The 16515-nt window shown below is 57.3% G+C and carries 17 protein-coding genes; 6 read left to right on the forward strand and 11 right to left on the reverse strand.

Annotated features, from left to right (window positions below; genetic code table 11):
* Positions 1-40 precede the first annotated feature (40 nt).
* From mdcE to mdcA, 5 genes are read right to left on the reverse strand one after another with little or no spacing between them, the layout of a single operon-like run.
* On the reverse strand, positions 41-841 hold the full coding sequence (gene mdcE / locus ACQG22_RS21700) for a biotin-independent malonate decarboxylase subunit gamma (RefSeq protein ID WP_346721234.1): 801 nt from the start codon (positions 839-841) through the stop codon (positions 41-43).
* The gene (locus ACQG22_RS21705) at positions 841-1674 is read right to left on the reverse strand and encodes a biotin-independent malonate decarboxylase subunit beta (RefSeq protein ID WP_218656209.1); all 834 of its coding nucleotides are present in this window, start codon (positions 1672-1674) and stop codon (positions 841-843) included. The genes mdcE and ACQG22_RS21705 overlap by 1 nt, the downstream gene beginning before the upstream one ends.
* A complete protein-coding gene (mdcC, locus tag ACQG22_RS21710) occupies positions 1667-1966 on the reverse strand; it encodes a malonate decarboxylase acyl carrier protein (RefSeq protein WP_029882152.1) in 300 nt (99 codons plus the stop codon). The genes ACQG22_RS21705 and mdcC overlap by 8 nt, the downstream gene beginning before the upstream one ends.
* Before the next feature lie 9 nt (positions 1967-1975).
* Positions 1976-2833, reverse strand: a complete 858-nt coding sequence (locus tag ACQG22_RS21715; RefSeq protein ID WP_013099049.1) for a triphosphoribosyl-dephospho-CoA synthase — start codon at positions 2831-2833, stop codon at positions 1976-1978.
* Positions 2833-4488, reverse strand: coding sequence for a malonate decarboxylase subunit alpha (mdcA, locus tag ACQG22_RS21720; protein ID WP_013099050.1), 1656 nt, complete (start codon positions 4486-4488; stop codon positions 2833-2835). Before mdcA ends, ACQG22_RS21715 begins: the two co-directional genes overlap by 1 nt.
* A 228-nt stretch (positions 4489-4716) precedes the next feature.
* Here mdcA and ACQG22_RS21725 point away from each other — a divergent pair, with 228 nt between their 5' ends.
* The 3 genes from ACQG22_RS21725 to ACQG22_RS21735 are packed head-to-tail and all read left to right on the forward strand — an operon-like array spanning position 4717 to position 6854.
* A complete protein-coding gene (locus tag ACQG22_RS21725; protein WP_369706783.1) occupies positions 4717-5739 on the forward strand; it encodes a hydrolase in 1023 nt (340 codons plus the stop codon).
* The gene (locus ACQG22_RS21730; RefSeq protein ID WP_013099053.1) at positions 5736-5954 is read left to right on the forward strand and encodes a YheU family protein; all 219 of its coding nucleotides are present in this window, start codon (positions 5736-5738) and stop codon (positions 5952-5954) included. Before ACQG22_RS21725 ends, ACQG22_RS21730 begins: the two co-directional genes overlap by 4 nt.
* A 30-nt stretch (positions 5955-5984) precedes the next feature.
* On the forward strand, positions 5985-6854 hold the full coding sequence (locus ACQG22_RS21735) for a phosphoribulokinase (protein WP_013099054.1): 870 nt from the start codon (positions 5985-5987) through the stop codon (positions 6852-6854).
* Between the two features lie 66 nt (positions 6855-6920).
* Here ACQG22_RS21735 and ACQG22_RS21740 read toward each other — a convergent pair whose 3' ends face one another.
* Positions 6921-7325: an OsmC family protein gene (locus tag ACQG22_RS21740; RefSeq protein WP_047024191.1), complete on the reverse strand. Its 405-nt coding sequence runs from the start codon at positions 7323-7325 to the stop codon at positions 6921-6923.
* A 310-nt stretch (positions 7326-7635) separates the two neighbouring features.
* On the opposite strand from ACQG22_RS21740, the gene crp reads away from it, so the two are divergent.
* Positions 7636-8268: a cAMP-activated global transcriptional regulator CRP gene (gene crp / locus ACQG22_RS21745; RefSeq protein ID WP_000242758.1), complete on the forward strand. Its 633-nt coding sequence runs from the start codon at positions 7636-7638 to the stop codon at positions 8266-8268.
* A gap of 57 nt (positions 8269-8325) precedes the next feature.
* Positions 8326-10413, forward strand: a complete 2088-nt coding sequence (locus ACQG22_RS21750; RefSeq protein ID WP_013099057.1) for a YccS/YhfK family putative transporter — start codon at positions 8326-8328, stop codon at positions 10411-10413.
* Here the strand turns inward: ACQG22_RS21750 and argD are convergent.
* The 4 genes from argD to ppiA form a co-directional block, all read right to left on the reverse strand.
* On the reverse strand, positions 10410-11630 hold the full coding sequence (argD, locus tag ACQG22_RS21755; protein ID WP_369706782.1) for a bifunctional acetylornithine/succinyldiaminopimelate transaminase: 1221 nt from the start codon (positions 11628-11630) through the stop codon (positions 10410-10412). The genes ACQG22_RS21750 and argD overlap by 4 nt on opposite strands.
* Before the next feature lie 86 nt (positions 11631-11716).
* Positions 11717-12280 (reverse strand): aminodeoxychorismate synthase component 2, encoded by a 564-nt coding sequence (gene pabA, locus ACQG22_RS21760; protein ID WP_040022682.1) that lies wholly within the window; start codon positions 12278-12280, stop codon positions 11717-11719.
* A 30-nt stretch (positions 12281-12310) separates the two neighbouring features.
* On the reverse strand, positions 12311-12895 hold the full coding sequence (locus tag ACQG22_RS21765) for a putative adenosine monophosphate-protein transferase Fic (RefSeq protein WP_013099060.1): 585 nt from the start codon (positions 12893-12895) through the stop codon (positions 12311-12313).
* A gap of 105 nt (positions 12896-13000) precedes the next feature.
* Complete coding sequence (gene ppiA / locus ACQG22_RS21770; RefSeq protein WP_013099061.1) at positions 13001-13573, reverse strand: peptidylprolyl isomerase A; 573 nt, start codon at positions 13571-13573, stop codon at positions 13001-13003.
* A gap of 278 nt (positions 13574-13851) precedes the next feature.
* Between ppiA and tsgA the strand changes: the two genes are divergently transcribed.
* Positions 13852-15036: an MFS transporter TsgA gene (tsgA, locus tag ACQG22_RS21775; RefSeq protein WP_038981457.1), complete on the forward strand. Its 1185-nt coding sequence runs from the start codon at positions 13852-13854 to the stop codon at positions 15034-15036.
* Positions 15037-15054: 18 nt separating this feature from the next.
* Here tsgA and ACQG22_RS21780 read toward each other — a convergent pair whose 3' ends face one another.
* Complete coding sequence (locus ACQG22_RS21780) at positions 15055-16356, reverse strand: cytosine deaminase (protein WP_038420963.1); 1302 nt, start codon at positions 16354-16356, stop codon at positions 15055-15057.
* Positions 16357-16515: the final 159 nt, after the last annotated feature.

Consider the following 16515-nt stretch of genomic DNA (forward strand, 5'->3'; position numbering starts at 1 on the left):
TACGCCCGTGAGGTTGTGCATCTGGCAGGTCTCTTTTTACTTACCAGCTGGCGCGCATACGTTCGCGTACGAGCGCCGAGCTGCGGCGATTGTCAGCACCCAGACGGCTTTTCAGCGTCGGATCCTGACGAGCGTCACTGATGGCCTGTTGCAGGGTGGTTTTCACCAGCGTCAGGTCGCTATCGGATGGGGCATCCGGGTTGCTGATATCCAGCAGGCTCGAGAGCAGCCCCAGCGTGGCGTAGTTGTTGATGTCATACGCCATAGGTGGGATAGTGGCGGCCAGTTTTTCCAGCGCCTCCACGCTGCGCAGGGTGATCCGCGCGGCAGACGCTTTCCCCATGGCATGGATGAGCACGCCTTTATCGTTAAAGGCAATCAGGCGGTTGGCCTGGTAGCCATGCGCCAGAAACGCGCCGGACATGGCTTTACCCACAATCAGGCCAATCACCGCATGACCCGCCAGGCGCGCGTTGGCGTAGGCGGCCGCAGCGCCTGCCAGCGCCTGGTGGATACCAAACGCCTCTTCGCGACGGCCATAAGCCTGGCTTGGGACGTCGATCACCGCCACAATCGGGCGTTTAACGGCTTTATCAGCATCTGCCGCGACGGTTTCGCTGACCACTTTCGCCAGCGTCCAGCCTTCAAGCAGGCCGACTTCCCCTTTCGCCGCGCGCGGGAAGTGGTTGTTGGCATCCGGCACTACGGCGATAAAACGCACCGTTTCACCGTTCAGCTCGCCGTCTGCCGCCTGCACGGACGGGCACAGCCCCTCAATACGTTTAGCGTTCGGGGCGAGGGTTTCCAGCCAGCGTTCGCCACGGCTCATTGCGTTACTCATCATTTCACCTCCCGGGCAAAAAGCGCGTTAATCTGTTCGGCATCGGCCTGTTTGCGGGTGTCGAAATTGGTCAGGCGGTTCAGGTAATCGTCGTAGTTATCGGTGCGATGTTTTGCCGGTACGCCTTTGCCGATGGCCTCGTTCATCGCGGCTTTCACCGCATTCACCCCGTCGCCGACCAGCGCGTCCACCAGCCCGCTCTGATAGCGAACCTCACCGCCGGTCATGCTCCAGATAAACGGACGGTCGCGGGAGTCGTACTCTTCAATGCCCGCTTCCTGCTCAATAACCTGCGGACCGTTTAACCCCAGACGCGCTTCGCGGGTCACAATCAGGTAGCTGCAAAGCGCCGCGGCGATGGACATCCCGCCGAAGCAGCCCACGGTCCCGGCCACAATCCCGATAACGGGCGTGTAGCGACGCAGGTCAACAATCGCCGCGTGGATATCGGCAATCGCCGCCAGGCCGAGGTTAGCTTCCTGCAGGCGTACGCCGCCGGTTTCGAGGCACAGCACCGCCTGAGTCGGAATGCCGTTGCGGTTATCTTCCGCCGCCAGCTCCAGCGCTGCTGCCATTTTCGCGCCGGAGACCTCGCCCATGCTGCCGCCCTGGAACGCGCCTTCAATCGCCACGACGACCGCAGGCTGGCCGTTGATAGTCCCTTTCGCGACCACCATGCCGTCATCGGCCTGCGGCACAATGCCCTGTGGCCCCAACCACGGAGAGATAATGCCTGCAAACGGATCCAGCAGTTCGCGGTAGCTGCCCTCGTCGAGCAACGCCTGCGCACGCTGGCGCGCTTTTAATTCGATAAAGCTGCTGTCATCACGCATGGCTCACCCCTTCAAAAACCTGTTCGATACGAATGCGCGCCACGCCCGGCGTCGCGCCAAAGTCGTGGATGGTCAGTTTGCCTGCGGGCAGACTGCTGACGGTCTCCAGGCGGCTGAATAACGCCTCCCAGCGCCCACGGCTGTTGTCGACGGAGGTGGTGATATCAATGGTTAAGGTCTGGCCCGGTTCGGCGGTGAACAGCACCTCCATATCCCCGGATCCAACTACCCCTGCCAGCGCCCGGCCGCTTAACGTGCGGCTGGCTGGCATGGTCAATGTGATTTTTTCCATAACATCCTCTTAATGCTTTGAATAGGGCGTTTCGACACGGTCAAGAAACAGCGTGGCGGCAAGCAGGTCGGCGGCACCGCCCGGTGAGGCATTGAGCGTCAGCATCTGGCGATCTAACCGCGCCAGCGCCTGCTGCCCCGCGAGCGTTGCGCATCCTCCGGCGTTCAGTACCGCCCGGGCGCCGTTCTGCATGGCGTCCAGCCCCTCCATTCCGGCGCGCGACAGCACGCAGGTATCGGTGAGCGAAGTCATGATTGCCATCAGCGCGTCGAGTCTGGCGTTTGTTTCGCTGCTGCCGTTGAGACGGCTCAGGCGAAGCTGCGGCAGCGCGCGCTGCATGATGTGCGGAAACGCCTGCTGAGCCTCTTCACGCGCGCCCGGTACGCGGTAGCGGTGCGTGGCGCGTAACCCCTTACTGAACACCTTCGGTGCCGCGTCGTCCGGGAGTTTCGCCAGCTGTGCGGCGGTGTTAGCGACGGTTTGCGCGCGGGCGTCGCCACCCAGCATCGCCACCGCGCTCACCAGCAGCCCCAGCGCCCAGATTGCGCCACGGTGCGTATTTACGCCGTCGGTGGCGATCATCATCTGCCGTTCGCCTTCACGGCCAAGGCGGCCAACGGTTTGCCGTAGGGCAATATCCGCCGGACGCTGCCAGCTCTGCTGCGCCAGCGCCTGAAACGTGGAGGTCAGGCTGTGCGCGGAGCGCTCCATCAGCGCAAGCGATAAATCGTGGTGCGCGCCATTCCCCCGACTGTCCACCAGACCGGGTTTCGGGCTTAAGCGTGCTTCGTCAATCAGACACTGCGTGGCGGTTCGCGCCAGCCATTCGGCACCGCCTTCAACCTGAATCTGGGGCAGAAGTGTCATTACCAGCTCCGGAATTTCGCAGGTGGGTTGTAGAGACCGCCGGACCACTCAACGAGGTCAGCCACGCTGCCCGCCGCCAGCAGAGAGCGGGTGGCATCGGTACGGCGAATCCCCATGTCTTCCGGGTACACGACCTTGCCGCTCTGGCGCAGTTCCGCCACGCGTCTGGCATCCACGCCCAGACCGATATCGGTGATACCGGCCACGGCTGCGACCATGGCGCGACGCTCTTCCAGATCTTTTGCCCGGTAGAGGTAGGCAATCCCCTCTTCCGTCAGCACGTGGGTGACGTCATCGCCGTAAATCATCACCGGTGCCAGCGGCATGCCGGAGGCTTTCGCCACGTCAACGGCGTCCAGTTTTTCCACGAAGGTGGGCTTCACGCCCGCCTGGAAGGTTTCCACCATCTGCACGACCAGTTTTTTACCGCGTTGCATCGGGTCGGGTTCGGTGATCATGTTCAGCCAGGCCGGGGTGGCGTGGCGACGGCCGTGTGGATCATGGCCCATGTTCGGCGCGCCGCCGAAGCCGGAGAGACGACCGCGGGTCACCGTTGAGGAGTTGGCGTAACCATCCACCTGCAGGGTTGAGCCGATAAACATATCCACCGCGTACTGGCCCGCCAGCTGGCAGAAGGCGCGGTTGGAACGCATGGAGCCGTCAGCACCGGTGAAGAACACGTCCGGACGGGCGCGGATGTACTCTTCCATCCCCAGTTCGCCGCCGAAGCAGTGCACGCTCTCCACCCAGCCGCTTTCAATCGCCGGGATCAGCGTTGGATGCGGGTTCAGCGTCCAGTGTTTACAGATTTTGCCCTTCAGGCCGAGCTGTTCACCGTAAGTGGGCAGCAGCAGCTCAATTGCCGCGGTGTTAAAACCGATCCCGTGGTTCAGAGACTGCACCTGATGTTCAGCGTAGATGCCTTTGATGGCCATCATCGCCATCAGGATATGTTCCTGTTTGATCAGGCGCGGGTCGCGGGTAAACAGCGGTTCGATAAAGAATGGCTTGTCGGCCACCACCACGTAGTCAATCCAGGAGCCTGGGATATCAACGCGCGGCAGGTCGCATTCGTCGTCCACCAGCTCGTTAACCTGTGCGATGACGATGCCATCGTGGAACGCGGCGGCCTCCACCAGCGCCGGGGTATCTTCGGTACTTGCCCCGGTGTAGAGATTGCCTTTGCGGTCTGCTTTAAACCCGGCGATCAGCGCCACGTTTGGTGAAAGGTCGACGTAGAGACGTGAATACAGTTCGATATAGGTATGAATAGCACCGATTTCGAGTTGACCATCCTCCAGCAGCTGGGAGATGCGCAGGCTCTGTGTGCCGGAGAAGGAGAAGTCCAGCTTACGGGCAATGCCCTTCTCAAAGATATCCAGATGTTCACTGCGGCCAACGCTTGGCATGATCATGTGCAGGTCATGCACAATTTGCGGGTTTACTTCGGCCAGAGAGCGGGAAAGAAAATCCGCCTGCTTCTGGTTGTTGCCTTCCAGAACGACCTTATCGCCTGGCGCGATCAGCTTTTCCAGCATGGCGACAAGGTCGCCGGTTGGCAGAACCTTGCCCTGCACCGGTACGGAGGCCAGACGACGCGCTTTTTCGCTGCGTCGGGTGTTCCATTGCCGGGTGGGTATTTGCCCAGATAACATTATTAACCTCCTGATTCAGCACATCATTTTGATTTGCTTAACGCTGAGTAAAGTCTGCACCCTGGCGGAAAAGGCATCAATTAAGCGTAGAGTGGAATCATTAGCCTGAGAGTAATAATCAAGGTAAATATTTGTGATCGGGATCAGTTCATGCTTCGGAAAACCAGGCTAAACGGGGTACAATTCGGAAGGTATAGTAAATTTCTGACAAGAATCAGCATCGCCCTTATGACCCAAATCATTCCCTCAGACTTCGACCTCACCGCCGAAGACAGCACTGATTTCGTGCCCATGCGCGGCGTGGCCAACTGCCACCTGCAGACCATGCTGCCGCGCCTGATCCGCCGCAAGGTGCAGTTCACTCCGCACTGGCAGCGGCTGGATTTGCCGGACGGTGATTTTCTGGATCTCGCCTGGAGCGAAGATCCCGAACAGGCGCGCCATAAACCCCGCCTGGTGGTGTTTCACGGTCTGGAAGGCAACCTGCATAGCCCGTATGCCCATGGGTTAATCCAGGCGGCAAAAGCGCGCGGCTGGCTGGGCGTGGTGATGCATTTTCGGGGATGCAGCGGCGAGCCGAATCGTCAGAAACGCATCTATCACTCCGGCGAAACCGAAGATGGCACCTGGTTTTTGCACTGGCTGCGGAATAATTTCGGCACCGTGCCGACGGCGGCGGTGGGCTATTCGCTCGGCGGAAATATGCTGGCCTGTCTGCTGGCCAAAGAGGGAGACGCGGTACCGCTGAATGCTGCGGTGATTGTCTCTGCCCCCTTCATGCTGGAGCAGTGCAGCTACCACATGGAGAAAGGCTTTTCCCGGGTCTATCAGCGCTATCTGCTCAACCTGCTAAAAGCCAATGCGGCGCGCAAGCTGAAGGCCTATCCGGATACCCTGCCGGTGAGCCTGCGACAGTTGAAAAAGGTCCGCCGCATTCGTGAGTTCGACGACCTGATCACCGCCAAAATTCATGGGTTCGCCGATGCCATTGACTACTATCGTCAGTGCAGCGCCATGCCGCTGCTCAGCAAGATCACTCAGCCGACGCTGATCATTCACGCGAAAGATGACCCGTTTATGGATCATCACTCCATCCCTGCACAGGAATTTCTGCCCGACAACGTTCACTATCAGCTGACCGAGCACGGCGGCCACGTGGGGTTTGTCGGCGGAACGCTGCGTCGCCCGAAAATGTGGCTGGAGACGCGCATTCCTGACTGGTTAACCCCTTACCTGGACGGTGCAACATGATTATCCCCTGGCAGGATCTGGCGCCCGAAACGCTCGATAATCTGATTGAAAGCTTTGTCTTGCGTGAAGGCACCGATTATGGTGAACATGAACGCTCGCTTGAGCAAAAGGTCAACGATGTTAAACGCCAGCTTAAAAGCGGCGACGTGGTGCTGGTGTGGTCTGAACTGCATGAGACGGTCAATATCATGCCCCGCAACGCGTTTCACGGCTGATCTTTCAACCTTTCCAGTCAGGGAGTTGCTATGTCTGCCAGACATCCGGTTATTGCCGTTACGGGGTCGAGTGGTGCGGGAACCACCACCACCAGCCTCGCGTTTCGCAAGATTTTCGCCCAGTTGAATCTCCGCGCGGCGGAGGTCGAAGGCGACAGCTTTCACCGCTATACGCGCCCGGAGATGGATATGGCCATCCGCAAAGCGCGTGATTTGGGCAAACACATCAGCTACTTCGGCCCGGAGGCCAATGACTTCGGCCTGCTGGAGCAAACGTTTCAGGAGTACGGCCTAAGCGGCAAAGGCCAGTCCCGCAAGTATCTGCACACCTACGACGAAGCCGTTCCCTGGAATCAGGTCCCGGGCACCTTTACCCCCTGGCAGCCGCTGCCGGAACCTACCGACGTGCTGTTTTACGAAGGATTGCACGGCGGCGTGGTGACGCCGCATCACGACGTGGCGCGACATGTGGATCTGCTGGTCGGCGTGGTGCCAATCGTGAACCTGGAGTGGATCCAGAAGCTGACGCGAGACATCAGCGAGCGCGGCCATTCACGCGAGGCGGTGATGGATTCGGTTGTGCGCTCAATGGAAGATTACATCAATTACCTGACACCACAGTTTTCCCGCACCCACATCAACTTCCAGCGTGTGCCGACGGTGGACACCTCCAACCCGTTCGCGGCCAAAAGTATCCCGTCGCTGGATGAGAGCTTTGTGGTGATCCATTTCCGCAATCTCGACGGCATCGATTACCCCTGGCTGCTGGCGATGCTGCAGGGCTCGTTTATTTCTCACATGAATACGTTAGTGGTGCCCGGCGGAAAAATGGGGCTGGCGATGGAGCTGATCATGACGCCGCTGGTGCAGCGGTTGATGGAAGGGAAACAGATCGCATAATCATATTCCCTCTCCCGGTAGGAGAGGGTTAGGGTGAGGGCATCAACACGCACGATGCCCCGTCAATCACGCCTCGATCACTTCATACGAATGGGTAATTTTTACCGCTTTCTCCAGCATTAATGCCACAGAGCAGTATTTTTCCGCAGACAGATTCACCGCGCGTGAGACGGCAGCATCTTTCAGCGCTTTCCCGGTGACAACAAAATGCAGGTTAATGTGCGTGAACAGGCGTGGCGCCTCTTCGCGACGTTCTGACGTGAGCTTGACTTCACAGTCGGTCACATCATGACGGCCCTTTTGCAGAATCGACACCACGTCAATCGCGCTGCATCCCCCTGCCGCCATCAGCACCATCTCCATTGGGCTGGGTGCTTTATCGCCGGAGTTACCGTCCATCAAAATCTGGTGTCCCGACGAGGACTCGCCCAGGAACGTTAAACCTTCTACCCATTTCACGCGCGCTTGCATATTCATTAGCTCCAACGTTGCATTTTTGGTGACAGATTACGCGTGCGTTACATTTCTCGCAATGGAAGGCGACCTGCGTCATGCTGAAGCGAGACACCAGGAGACACGCGGCGAAAGCTATGCTAAAACACTCTGGATGCTACAGTAATACATTGACGTTACACATGTATGCAGAGGACATCAAACTTTACTGGCTGCGAAACGTTACGACAGCCGACTTCCCAGGTATGGGTAAGAATTCGATTGCAACCCCAGAGTCCGGATGCATCTTATGACTCTGGTGACAGCTTATAACAGAGGATAACAGCGCATGGTGCTTGGCAAACCGCAAACAGACCCGACTCTCGAATGGTTCTTGTCTCATTGCCACATTCATAAGTACCCATCGAAGAGCACGCTGATTCACCAGGGTGAAAAAGCGGAAACGTTGTATTACATCGTCAAAGGCTCGGTGGCAGTGCTGATCAAAGATGAAGAAGGGAAAGAGATGATCCTTTCTTATCTGAACCAGGGCGATTTTATCGGTGAACTGGGCCTGTTTGAAGAAGGCCAGGAACGTAGCGCCTGGGTTCGTGCAAAGACAGCATGTGAAGTGGCTGAAATTTCCTACAAGAAATTCCGTCAGTTGATTCAGGTTAACCCTGACATCCTGATGCGTCTTTCTTCGCAGATGGCTCGCCGTCTGCAGGTGACATCAGAGAAAGTGGGTAACCTCGCCTTCCTGGACGTGACCGGCCGTATCGCGCAGACCCTGCTGAACCTGGCGAAACAGCCAGACGCTATGACCCACCCTGACGGCATGCAAATTAAAATTACCCGCCAGGAAATTGGTCAGATCGTCGGTTGCTCCCGTGAAACAGTGGGCCGTATCCTGAAAATGCTGGAAGATCAGAACCTGATCTCCGCCCACGGTAAAACCATCGTGGTTTACGGAACCCGTTAATCCCGATAAAACGGCGTGCCATCGCAAGGTGTCACGCCGTTTTTGTCTCTACTCCCCATGTGGCGCAGGCTGATTTATCACCCGGAAGTTAACTACGCACTGCGACAAACGCTGGTGTTGTGCCTTCCTGTGGCCGTGGGCCTGATCCTTGGGCATCTTCAGCAGGGGCTGCTGTTTTCACTGGTTCCCGCCTGCTGCAACATTGCCGGTCTCGACACCCCGCATAAGCGTTTTTTCAAACGTCTGATTATCGGCGGTTCGCTGTTTGCCGGGTGTAGCCTGGCCGTGCAGCTTTTGCTGGCCCGCGATATTCCGCTGCCGCTGATCCTGAGCGTGCTGGCGATGACGCTGGGGGTGACCGCCGAAATCAGTTCGCTGCACGCGCGTTTACTGCCCGCCTCACTCATCGCGGCCATCTTTACCCTGAGTCTCGCAGGTAATATGCCGGTGTGGGAGCCGCTGCTGATCTACGCCCTCGGTACGCTATGGTATGGCCTGTTTAACTGGTTCTGGTTCTGGCTGTGGCGGGAACAACCGCTGCGTGAATCCCTGAGCCTGCTCTATGTCCAGCTTGCGGAGTACTGCGAAGCCAAATACACACTGCTGACCCAGCATACCGACCCGGAAAAATCGCTGCCGCCGCTGCTGACGCGCCAGCAGAAGGTGGTGGATCTGATAAGCCAGTGCTACCAGCAACTGCATATGCTGGCCGCCAACAAGAACCACGAATATAAACGGCTGCTGCGCACCTTCCAGGTGGGGCTGGATCTGCAGGAGCATATCTCCGTGAGCCTGCACCACCCGAAGGAGGTGCAAAAGCTGGTGGAGCGCAGCCATGCCGAAGCGGTGATCCGCTGGAACGCGCAGACCGTGTCCGCACGCCTGCGGGTACTGGCCGACGACATTCTTTATCACCGCTACCCCACCCGCTTTAACATGGACAAGCAGCTCGGCGCACTGGAGAAAATCGCCCGCCAGCACGAGGATAACCCGGTAGGCCAGTTTGCCGCCTGGCACTTCAGCCGTATTGCCCGCGTCCTGCGTACCCAGCGCCCGCTCTATCCCCGCGATCTGATGGCGGATAAGCAAAAGCGCCTGCCGCTGCTGCCTGCGCTTAAAAGCTATCTCTCGTTTAAATCTTCCGCCCTGCGCAACGCCGCCCGGATTAGCGTGATGCTGAGCATCGCCAGCCTGATGGGCATGGCGCTGCATCTGCCCAAACCCTACTGGATATTAATGACGGTACTGTTTGTCACCCAGAACGGCTACGGCGCCACGCGAGTGCGTATTCTGCACCGGGCGGGCGGAACCATGGCGGGGTTGATTATCGCGGGCGTAACGCTGCACTTCCACGTGCCGGAAGGCTATACGCTGGCAGGCATGCTATTGATTACCCTGGTGAGCTACCTGATCATCCGCAAAAACTACGGCTGGGCGATGGTGGGCTTTACGGTCACGGCGGTATACACCCTGCAGTTGCTTACGCTCAATGGCGAACAGTTTATTGTCGCCAGGCTTATCGATACCCTGATTGGCTGTCTGATTGCCTTTGGTGGTATGGTCTGGCTGTGGCCACAATGGCAAAGCGGCCTGCTCAGGCAGAACGCCCACGACGCGCTGGAGGCCGACCAGCAGGCTATCCGCCTGATCCTGAGCGACGATCCGCAGCCCTCCCCGCTGGCGTATCAGCGGATGAAGGTCAACCAGGCGCATAACGCCCTGTTCAACTCGCTGAATCAGGCGATGCAGGAGCCCGGCTTTAACTCGCACTATCTGGCGGATATGAAGCTCTGGGTAACGCACAGCCAGTTCATCGTCGAACATATCAACGCGATGACCACGCTGGCGCGTGAACATACCATGCTAACGCCAGACCTGGCGCAGCGCTATTTGCAGTCGTGTGAGATTGCCCTGCAGCGGTGTCAGCAGCGTCTGGAGTATGACGCGCCGGGTGAATCGGGGGATTCGAACATTCTGGAAGCGCCGGAAACGCTCACCCACGGGCCAATGAGCACGCTGGAGCAGCATCTGCAACGCATTCTGGGGCATCTGAACACCATGCACACCATTTCGTCGGTGGCATGGCGTCAGCGTCCGCATCACGGCATTTGGTTAACGCGGCGGTTAAAACGAACCGAGTATTAGCCTTTAACGATCTTCGCGACCGCCGCGGCAAAGCGGGTTAATCCATCTTCAATATCGTTCTCTTCGACCACCAGCGACGGCGCAAAGCGCATCACGTCCGGGCCGGCGTTGAGTACCATCACCCCTTCGTGAGCAGCGGCGTGCAGGAAATCGCGTGCGCGGCCTTTGTACTGCGGCTTCAGCTCTGCGCCAATCAGCAGTCCCATGCCACGGATCTCGCTGAAGACGTCGTACGTTTCGTCGATCTGCTGCAGATGTTTCACGAACAGCTCGCGCTTCGCCTGAACGCCGCTTAATACCTCCGGCGTATTGATGATATCAAACGCCGCACCGGCGATGGCGCAGGCCAGCGGATTTCCGCCGTAGGTGGAGCCGTGAGAGCCAACGTGGAACGCGGAGGCGATCTCCTGGGTGGTGAGCACCGCGCTGACCGGGAAGCCGCCGCCGAGCGCTTTGGCGCTGGTCAGAATATCCGGCGTCACGCCGTAGTGCATATAGGCGAACAGGGAGCCGGTACGCCCCATCCCGCTCTGGACTTCATCAAACACCAGCAGCGCCTGATGCTGATCGCACAGCGCGCGCAGCCCTTTGAGGAATTCCGGCGTTGCCGCCGTCACGCCGCCTTCACCCTGAATCGGCTCAACCACGACCGCGCAGGTATGGTCATCCATCACCGCTTTCACCGCATGCAGATCGTTAAAGGGCACATGAATGATATCGGCGGGTTTCGGACCAAAGCAGTCGGAATACTTCGGTTGGCCGCCAACGGAAACGGTAAACAGCGAACGACCGTGGAAAGCGTTATGGAAAGCGATGATTTTGGTTTTGTATGGGCTGTGGCGTGTGGAAGCGTAGTAGCGCGCCAGCTTGAAGGCGGTTTCGTTGGCTTCGGTCCCGGAGTTCATAAACAGCACGCGCTCGGCGAAAGTCGCGTCAATGATCTTGCGCCCCAGACGCAATGCCGGTTCGTTGGTAAAGACGTTGCTGGTGTGCCACAGGGTTTCGCCCTGGGTTTTCAGTGCCTCGACCAGTGCAGGATGGCAATGCCCCAGCGCCGTCACCGCAATCCCCCCGGCGAAATCCACGTACTCTTTCCCCTGCTGATCCCAGACGCGGCTGCCTTTTCCCTTTACCGGGATAAACTCGGCCGGTGCATAAATCGGCAGAATGACTTCATCGAATGTCGCGCGGGTAATTGCAGATTGTTCAGTTGCCATGTCATGACCATCCATTTTATGTCACATTGATTGTGAAAATATAATCACAAAATATGCATAAAAAATCACAGCAAGGCAACAGATATTCAGCGATTGAGGAAATTAGCCAGTAGCTGGTGTCCCTGTTCGCTGAGAATACTCTCCGGGTGGAACTGCACCCCTTCGAGATCCCATTCACGATGGCGAATGCCCATGATCTCCTGCGTCTCGCTCCAGGCGGTCACCTCAAAGCAGTCGGGCAGCGTCGGCGGGTCAATCACCAGAGAATGGTAGCGCGTGACGGTTAACGGGTTATTTAACCCACTAAACACGCCCGTGCCGGTGTGGGTAACCGGTGAGGTTTTACCGTGCATCACCCTGGCAGCACGGACGATGGTGGCGCCAAACACCTGCCCGATGGCCTGATGGCCAAGGCAGACGCCAAGAATCGGCAGCCTGCCGGCGTAATGGCGGATCACATCCAGAGAAATACCCGATTCCGATGGGGTACACGGCCCCGGCGAGATAACAATTTTCTTTGGGGACAGCGCGTCAATCTCGGTCAGGCTGATGTCGTCGTTACGGCGGACAACCACCTCTGCACCCAGTTCACAAAAATACTGGTAAAGGTTCCAGGTGAAGGAATCGTAGTTATCAATCAGCAGAATCATGGCGGCTCCCGAAAAAAATGCCGCCCTATTCTACTCAGATTCCCGCGCTTCGCTCACTACTTTGGCAAAGATAGCGTTCAGGGCGGACAAATCTCCCGTTGCGCCGCTCTGGTTAGCCGCGACCCACTGCTCAGGATCGATATCGCGCCAGTCCAGCAGGTAACCCGCATGGATCGCCAGCTGTTCAAAGAAAACACGCTGCGCAATGCCATTACCGCTCGCAAAAGGATGCAGCATATTGATTTCACAATAGTAATGGCTTATCCGCTCGATAAACTCCTCTTTCTGAAGACCCACCAGGTACCGGTCGCTTTCCAGTGCCGACATCAATTCATTGCCCATCTTCTCAATGTATTCGAAATGACAAAAAGGAATGTCCCCTTTGAAAATATCGTCCGTACGGTATTCACCTGCCCGTTTCATCTCTCTGCGATACAGATGGCGGTGAATAAGGCACAGATGGGGCAACCCAGGCGCTGAAGGCCCAAGTTCCAGCGTCTCAATCTGGGGATCTGAAGGACCATGACCCTTTTCAAGGAGACAACTGGCCTGAAAATTGACGTTACGCTGCTGCTCCCAGAGACGGGATTTTTGCTTATCGGTGAGTTTTTTCACTTAACGCCTCCCTGAATATGTCCGTTTGCCAAAGTATAAGCAGCAAAACGCGCTTTCGCAGGGAGGGCTAACAACACGGGCGAGACGCGCCCGTGTCAAAGAGGATTACGGCAGTACTTTTGCAGAGAGGATCACGACCGGTTTGGATGGTACATTCTGGTATGGCCCAACGTCGTGGGTCTGTACCTGAGAAATCTTGTCCGCCACGTCCATCCCTTTTACCACTTTACCAAACACCGCATAGCCGAAGTCACGCTGGCCGTGGTCGAGGAAGGCGTTATCCGCCACGTTGATAAAGAACTGGCTGGTAGCGCTGTCTTTATCCGCCGTACGCGCCATGGCGATGGTGCCACGGGTGTTCAGCAGGCCGTTGTCCGCTTCGTTTTTGATCGGTGGATTCGGCTGTTTCTGCTGCATCTGCTCGTTGAAACCGCCGCCCTGCACCATAAAGCCTGGGATCACGCGGTGGAAGGTGGTGTTGTTGTAAAAGCCGCTGTTTACGTAGTCGAGGAAGTTTTTCACAGAAACCGGGGCTTTCTGGCTATTCAGTTCCAGCTCAATATTCCCTGCGGAGGTGGTCAGCAGAACATGAGGGTCCCCTTTTGCTGCCAGCGCAGCCGGGGAAACGGCAGAAAGAGCAAACACAGCTGCGACAGCCGCCAGTGTTGATTTGAGCATGAGAATTCCTTAACAAAGCGCAGTATAAAAAGCGAATGGCTTGATTCTAAAGAGCAGTATGAACGGAGACCAGCCTTTTACCTAATTTTACGAAATTGAAACAGTTGTTACCGCGCAAACGATTGGTTATGACGCAATTTTATGTGATCGCGATCACATAAAAACCTGCAATGAAGCTCATATTTTCTTTAAAAGATATGAATGGATCACTTTCACGACTAAAATCTGCCCGCTCTCAGCGCCTATCCGGCGCTTTTCTTTTCCTGAACAGGCCAGACATGACTAACAGCAATCGTATCAAGCTCACATGGATCAGCTTCTTCTCCTACGCCCTGACCGGCGCGTTGGTGATCGTCACCGGGATGGTGATGGGAAATATCGCAGACTACTTCCAGCTGCCCGTTTCCAGCATGAGTAACACCTTCACCTTCCTCAACGCGGGGATCCTGATCTCCATTTTCCTGAATGCCTGGCTGATGGAAATTGTTCCGCTGAAAACGCAGCTGCGTTTTGGTTTTGTGCTGATGGTCGCCGCCGTGGCGGGTCTGATGCTGAGCCACAGCATCGCCCTGTTCTCCGCCGCCATGTTCGTGCTCGGTCTGGTCAGCGGGATCACCATGTCGATTGGTACCTTCCTGATTACCCATATGTATGAAGGCCGTCAGCGCGGCGCGCGCCTGCTGTTTACCGACTCCTTCTTCAGCATGGCCGGGATGATTTTCCCGATGGTCGCGGCCGTTCTGCTGGCGCGCAGCATTGAGTGGTACTGGGTCTACGCTTGTATCGGCCTGGTTTACGTGGCCATCTTCATCCTGACCTTCGGCTGCGAATTCCCGGTTCTGGGTAAAAAAGCACAGACCACGGCAGAGCCTGTGGTGAAAGAGAAATGGGGTATCGGCGTACTGTTCCTCTCCATTGCCGCACTGTGCTACATCCTGGGTCAGCTGGGCTTTATCTCCTGGGTGCCGGAATACGCCAAAGGTCTGGGCATGAGCCTGAACGACGCGGGTAAACTGGTGAGCGATTTCTGGATGTCTTACATGTTTGGCATGTGGGCGTTTAGCTTCATCCTGCGCTTCTTCGATCTACAGCGCATCCTGACCGTGCTGGCAGGCCTGGCTACCGTGCTGATGTATCTGTTCATCAACGGTTCGCCGGAGCATATGCCGTGGTTCATTCTGACCCTGGGCTTCTTCTCAAGCGCCATTTACACGTCGATCATCACTCTGGGCTCCCTGCAGACCAAAGTGGCCTCGCCGAAGCTGGTGAACTTCGTACTGACCTGCGGCACCATCGGCACCATGCTGACCTTTGTGGTGACGGGCCCGATCGTCGCCCACAGCGGTCCGCTGGCGGCGCTGCACACCGCTAACGGCCTGTACGCCGTGGTGTTCATCATGTGCTTCATCCTGGGCTTTGTAACCCGCCACCGCCAGCATAACGCTGCAGCGGCGTCGCACTAATCCCTGCGCCCCTCTGCGCTACGCAGAGGGGCTGTTTCTGGCAAAACTTATCTCTTCTCCCCCGCTATCCATCTGGATCCAGGTCTGCGCCAGCTGCGTGGTGGCAATAATCCGCCCCTGCCGAATGGACCAGCGCACCGGCACCTGACAGCGTACCGCCTCAAACCCACTCTCTGCAGGCAAAATCACCAGGTTCGCCGGGTTACCCGTCTCAATACCGTAATCGCTCAGGCCAAAGGTGCGGGCGCTGTTATGGGTGATCAGGTTCAGGCCGCTGTCAATTTGCGGGTAGCCCATCATCTGACAGACGTGCAGCCCCATATGCAGCACCTGCAGCATATTGCCGGTACCGAGCGGATACCATGGATCAAACACATCATCATGACCAAAGCAGACGTTAATGCCCGCCGCCTGTAGCTCCTTCACGCGGGTAATGCCCCGACGCTTCGGATAGTCGTCAAAACGCCCCTGCAGGTGGATATTCACCAGCGGATTCGCCACAAAGTTAATGCCCGACATCTTCAGCAGGCGGAACAGCCGCGAGGTGTACGCGCCGTTGTAGGAATGCATGGCGGTGGTGTGGCTGGCCGTGACCCGCGCGCCAATACCAGTTTCATAGGCCAGCGTGGCGACCGTCTCCACAAAGCGGGACTGCTCATCGTCGATTTCATCGCAATGAATATCCAGCGGACGGTCGTATTTCTTCGCCAGGTCAAAGGCGATATGCAAGGACTGCACGCCGTATTCCCGGGTGAATTCGAAGTGCGGGATGGCACCCACCACATCCGCGCCCAGCGTTAATGCCTCTTCCAGCAGCGCCGCGCCGTTCGGGTAAGAAAGAATGCCTTCCTGCGGGAATGCCACGATTTGCAGCGTCACCCACGGGGCGACCTCCTGTTTAACCTCCAGCATCGCCTTCAGGGCGGTAAGCGTCGGGTCGGAGACATCCACGTGGGTGCGGACAAACTGGATCCCGTTGGCAATTTGCCACTTCAGCGTTTTCCATGCGCGCGCTTTGACATCTTCATGGCTGAGCAGCGCCTTACGCTCCGCCCAGCGTTCAATCCCTTCAAACAGCGTGCCGGACTGGTTCCAGTGTGGCTCGCCCGCCGTCTGCGTGGTATCCAGGTGAATATGTGGCTCAATAAACGGTGGAATGGCAAGTCCGCCGCGGGCATTCAAGACCTCATAGCTTTCGCTGTGGGTCTCGTCCATGGGCGTGATAGCACCAAACCGACCGTTCTCGATGGCGATCTGCCACAGCCCTTCGCGATCCGGTAAACGAACATTCTGCACAAGCCAAAGCGGTGTTGTAGACATACCTTTCCCCTGAAAAACGCGGCTGAAATTAAGGAGTACCTGTTTTTCCAAAAATAGCCACTCTTTTTGTACATAAAATCGACGACAACGAAAAGCCAGCGATTTCCATAACTTAGAAAAATCCTGACAAATCATACATCTACCACCTAGGGAGTAGGC

This window comes from Enterobacter cloacae complex sp. 309I3, from assembly GCF_050031595.1.
Taxonomy (GTDB): Bacteria; Pseudomonadota; Gammaproteobacteria; order Enterobacterales; family Enterobacteriaceae; genus Enterobacter; species Enterobacter cloacae.

Excerpts from the sequence above, each read along its gene's own strand:
- mdcE (WP_346721234.1), bottom strand. The coding sequence starts at position 841 with ATGAGTAACGCAATGAGCCGTGGCGAACGCTGGCTGGAAACCCTCGCC.
- ACQG22_RS21705 (WP_218656209.1), bottom strand. The coding sequence starts at position 1,674 with ATGCGTGATGACAGCAGCTTTATCGAATTAAAAGCGCGCCAGCGTGCG.
- mdcC (WP_029882152.1), bottom strand. The coding sequence starts at position 1,966 with ATGGAAAAAATCACATTGACCATGCCAGCCAGCCGCACGTTAAGCGGC.
- ACQG22_RS21715 (WP_013099049.1), bottom strand. The coding sequence starts at position 2,833 with ATGACACTTCTGCCCCAGATTCAGGTTGAAGGCGGTGCCGAATGGCTG.
- mdcA (WP_013099050.1), bottom strand. The coding sequence starts at position 4,488 with ATGTTATCTGGGCAAATACCCACCCGGCAATGGAACACCCGACGCAGC.
- ACQG22_RS21725 (WP_369706783.1), top strand. The coding sequence starts at position 4,717 with ATGACCCAAATCATTCCCTCAGACTTCGACCTCACCGCCGAAGACAGC.
- ACQG22_RS21730 (WP_013099053.1), top strand. The coding sequence starts at position 5,736 with ATGATTATCCCCTGGCAGGATCTGGCGCCCGAAACGCTCGATAATCTG.
- ACQG22_RS21735 (WP_013099054.1), top strand. The coding sequence starts at position 5,985 with ATGTCTGCCAGACATCCGGTTATTGCCGTTACGGGGTCGAGTGGTGCG.
- ACQG22_RS21740 (WP_047024191.1), bottom strand. The coding sequence starts at position 7,325 with ATGCAAGCGCGCGTGAAATGGGTAGAAGGTTTAACGTTCCTGGGCGAG.
- crp (WP_000242758.1), top strand. The coding sequence starts at position 7,636 with ATGGTGCTTGGCAAACCGCAAACAGACCCGACTCTCGAATGGTTCTTG.
- ACQG22_RS21750 (WP_013099057.1), top strand. The coding sequence starts at position 8,326 with ATGTGGCGCAGGCTGATTTATCACCCGGAAGTTAACTACGCACTGCGA.
- argD (WP_369706782.1), bottom strand. The coding sequence starts at position 11,630 with ATGGCAACTGAACAATCTGCAATTACCCGCGCGACATTCGATGAAGTC.
- pabA (WP_040022682.1), bottom strand. The coding sequence starts at position 12,280 with ATGATTCTGCTGATTGATAACTACGATTCCTTCACCTGGAACCTTTAC.
- ppiA (WP_013099061.1), bottom strand. The coding sequence starts at position 13,573 with ATGCTCAAATCAACACTGGCGGCTGTCGCAGCTGTGTTTGCTCTTTCT.
- tsgA (WP_038981457.1), top strand. The coding sequence starts at position 13,852 with ATGACTAACAGCAATCGTATCAAGCTCACATGGATCAGCTTCTTCTCC.
- ACQG22_RS21780 (WP_038420963.1), bottom strand. The coding sequence starts at position 16,356 with ATGTCTACAACACCGCTTTGGCTTGTGCAGAATGTTCGTTTACCGGAT.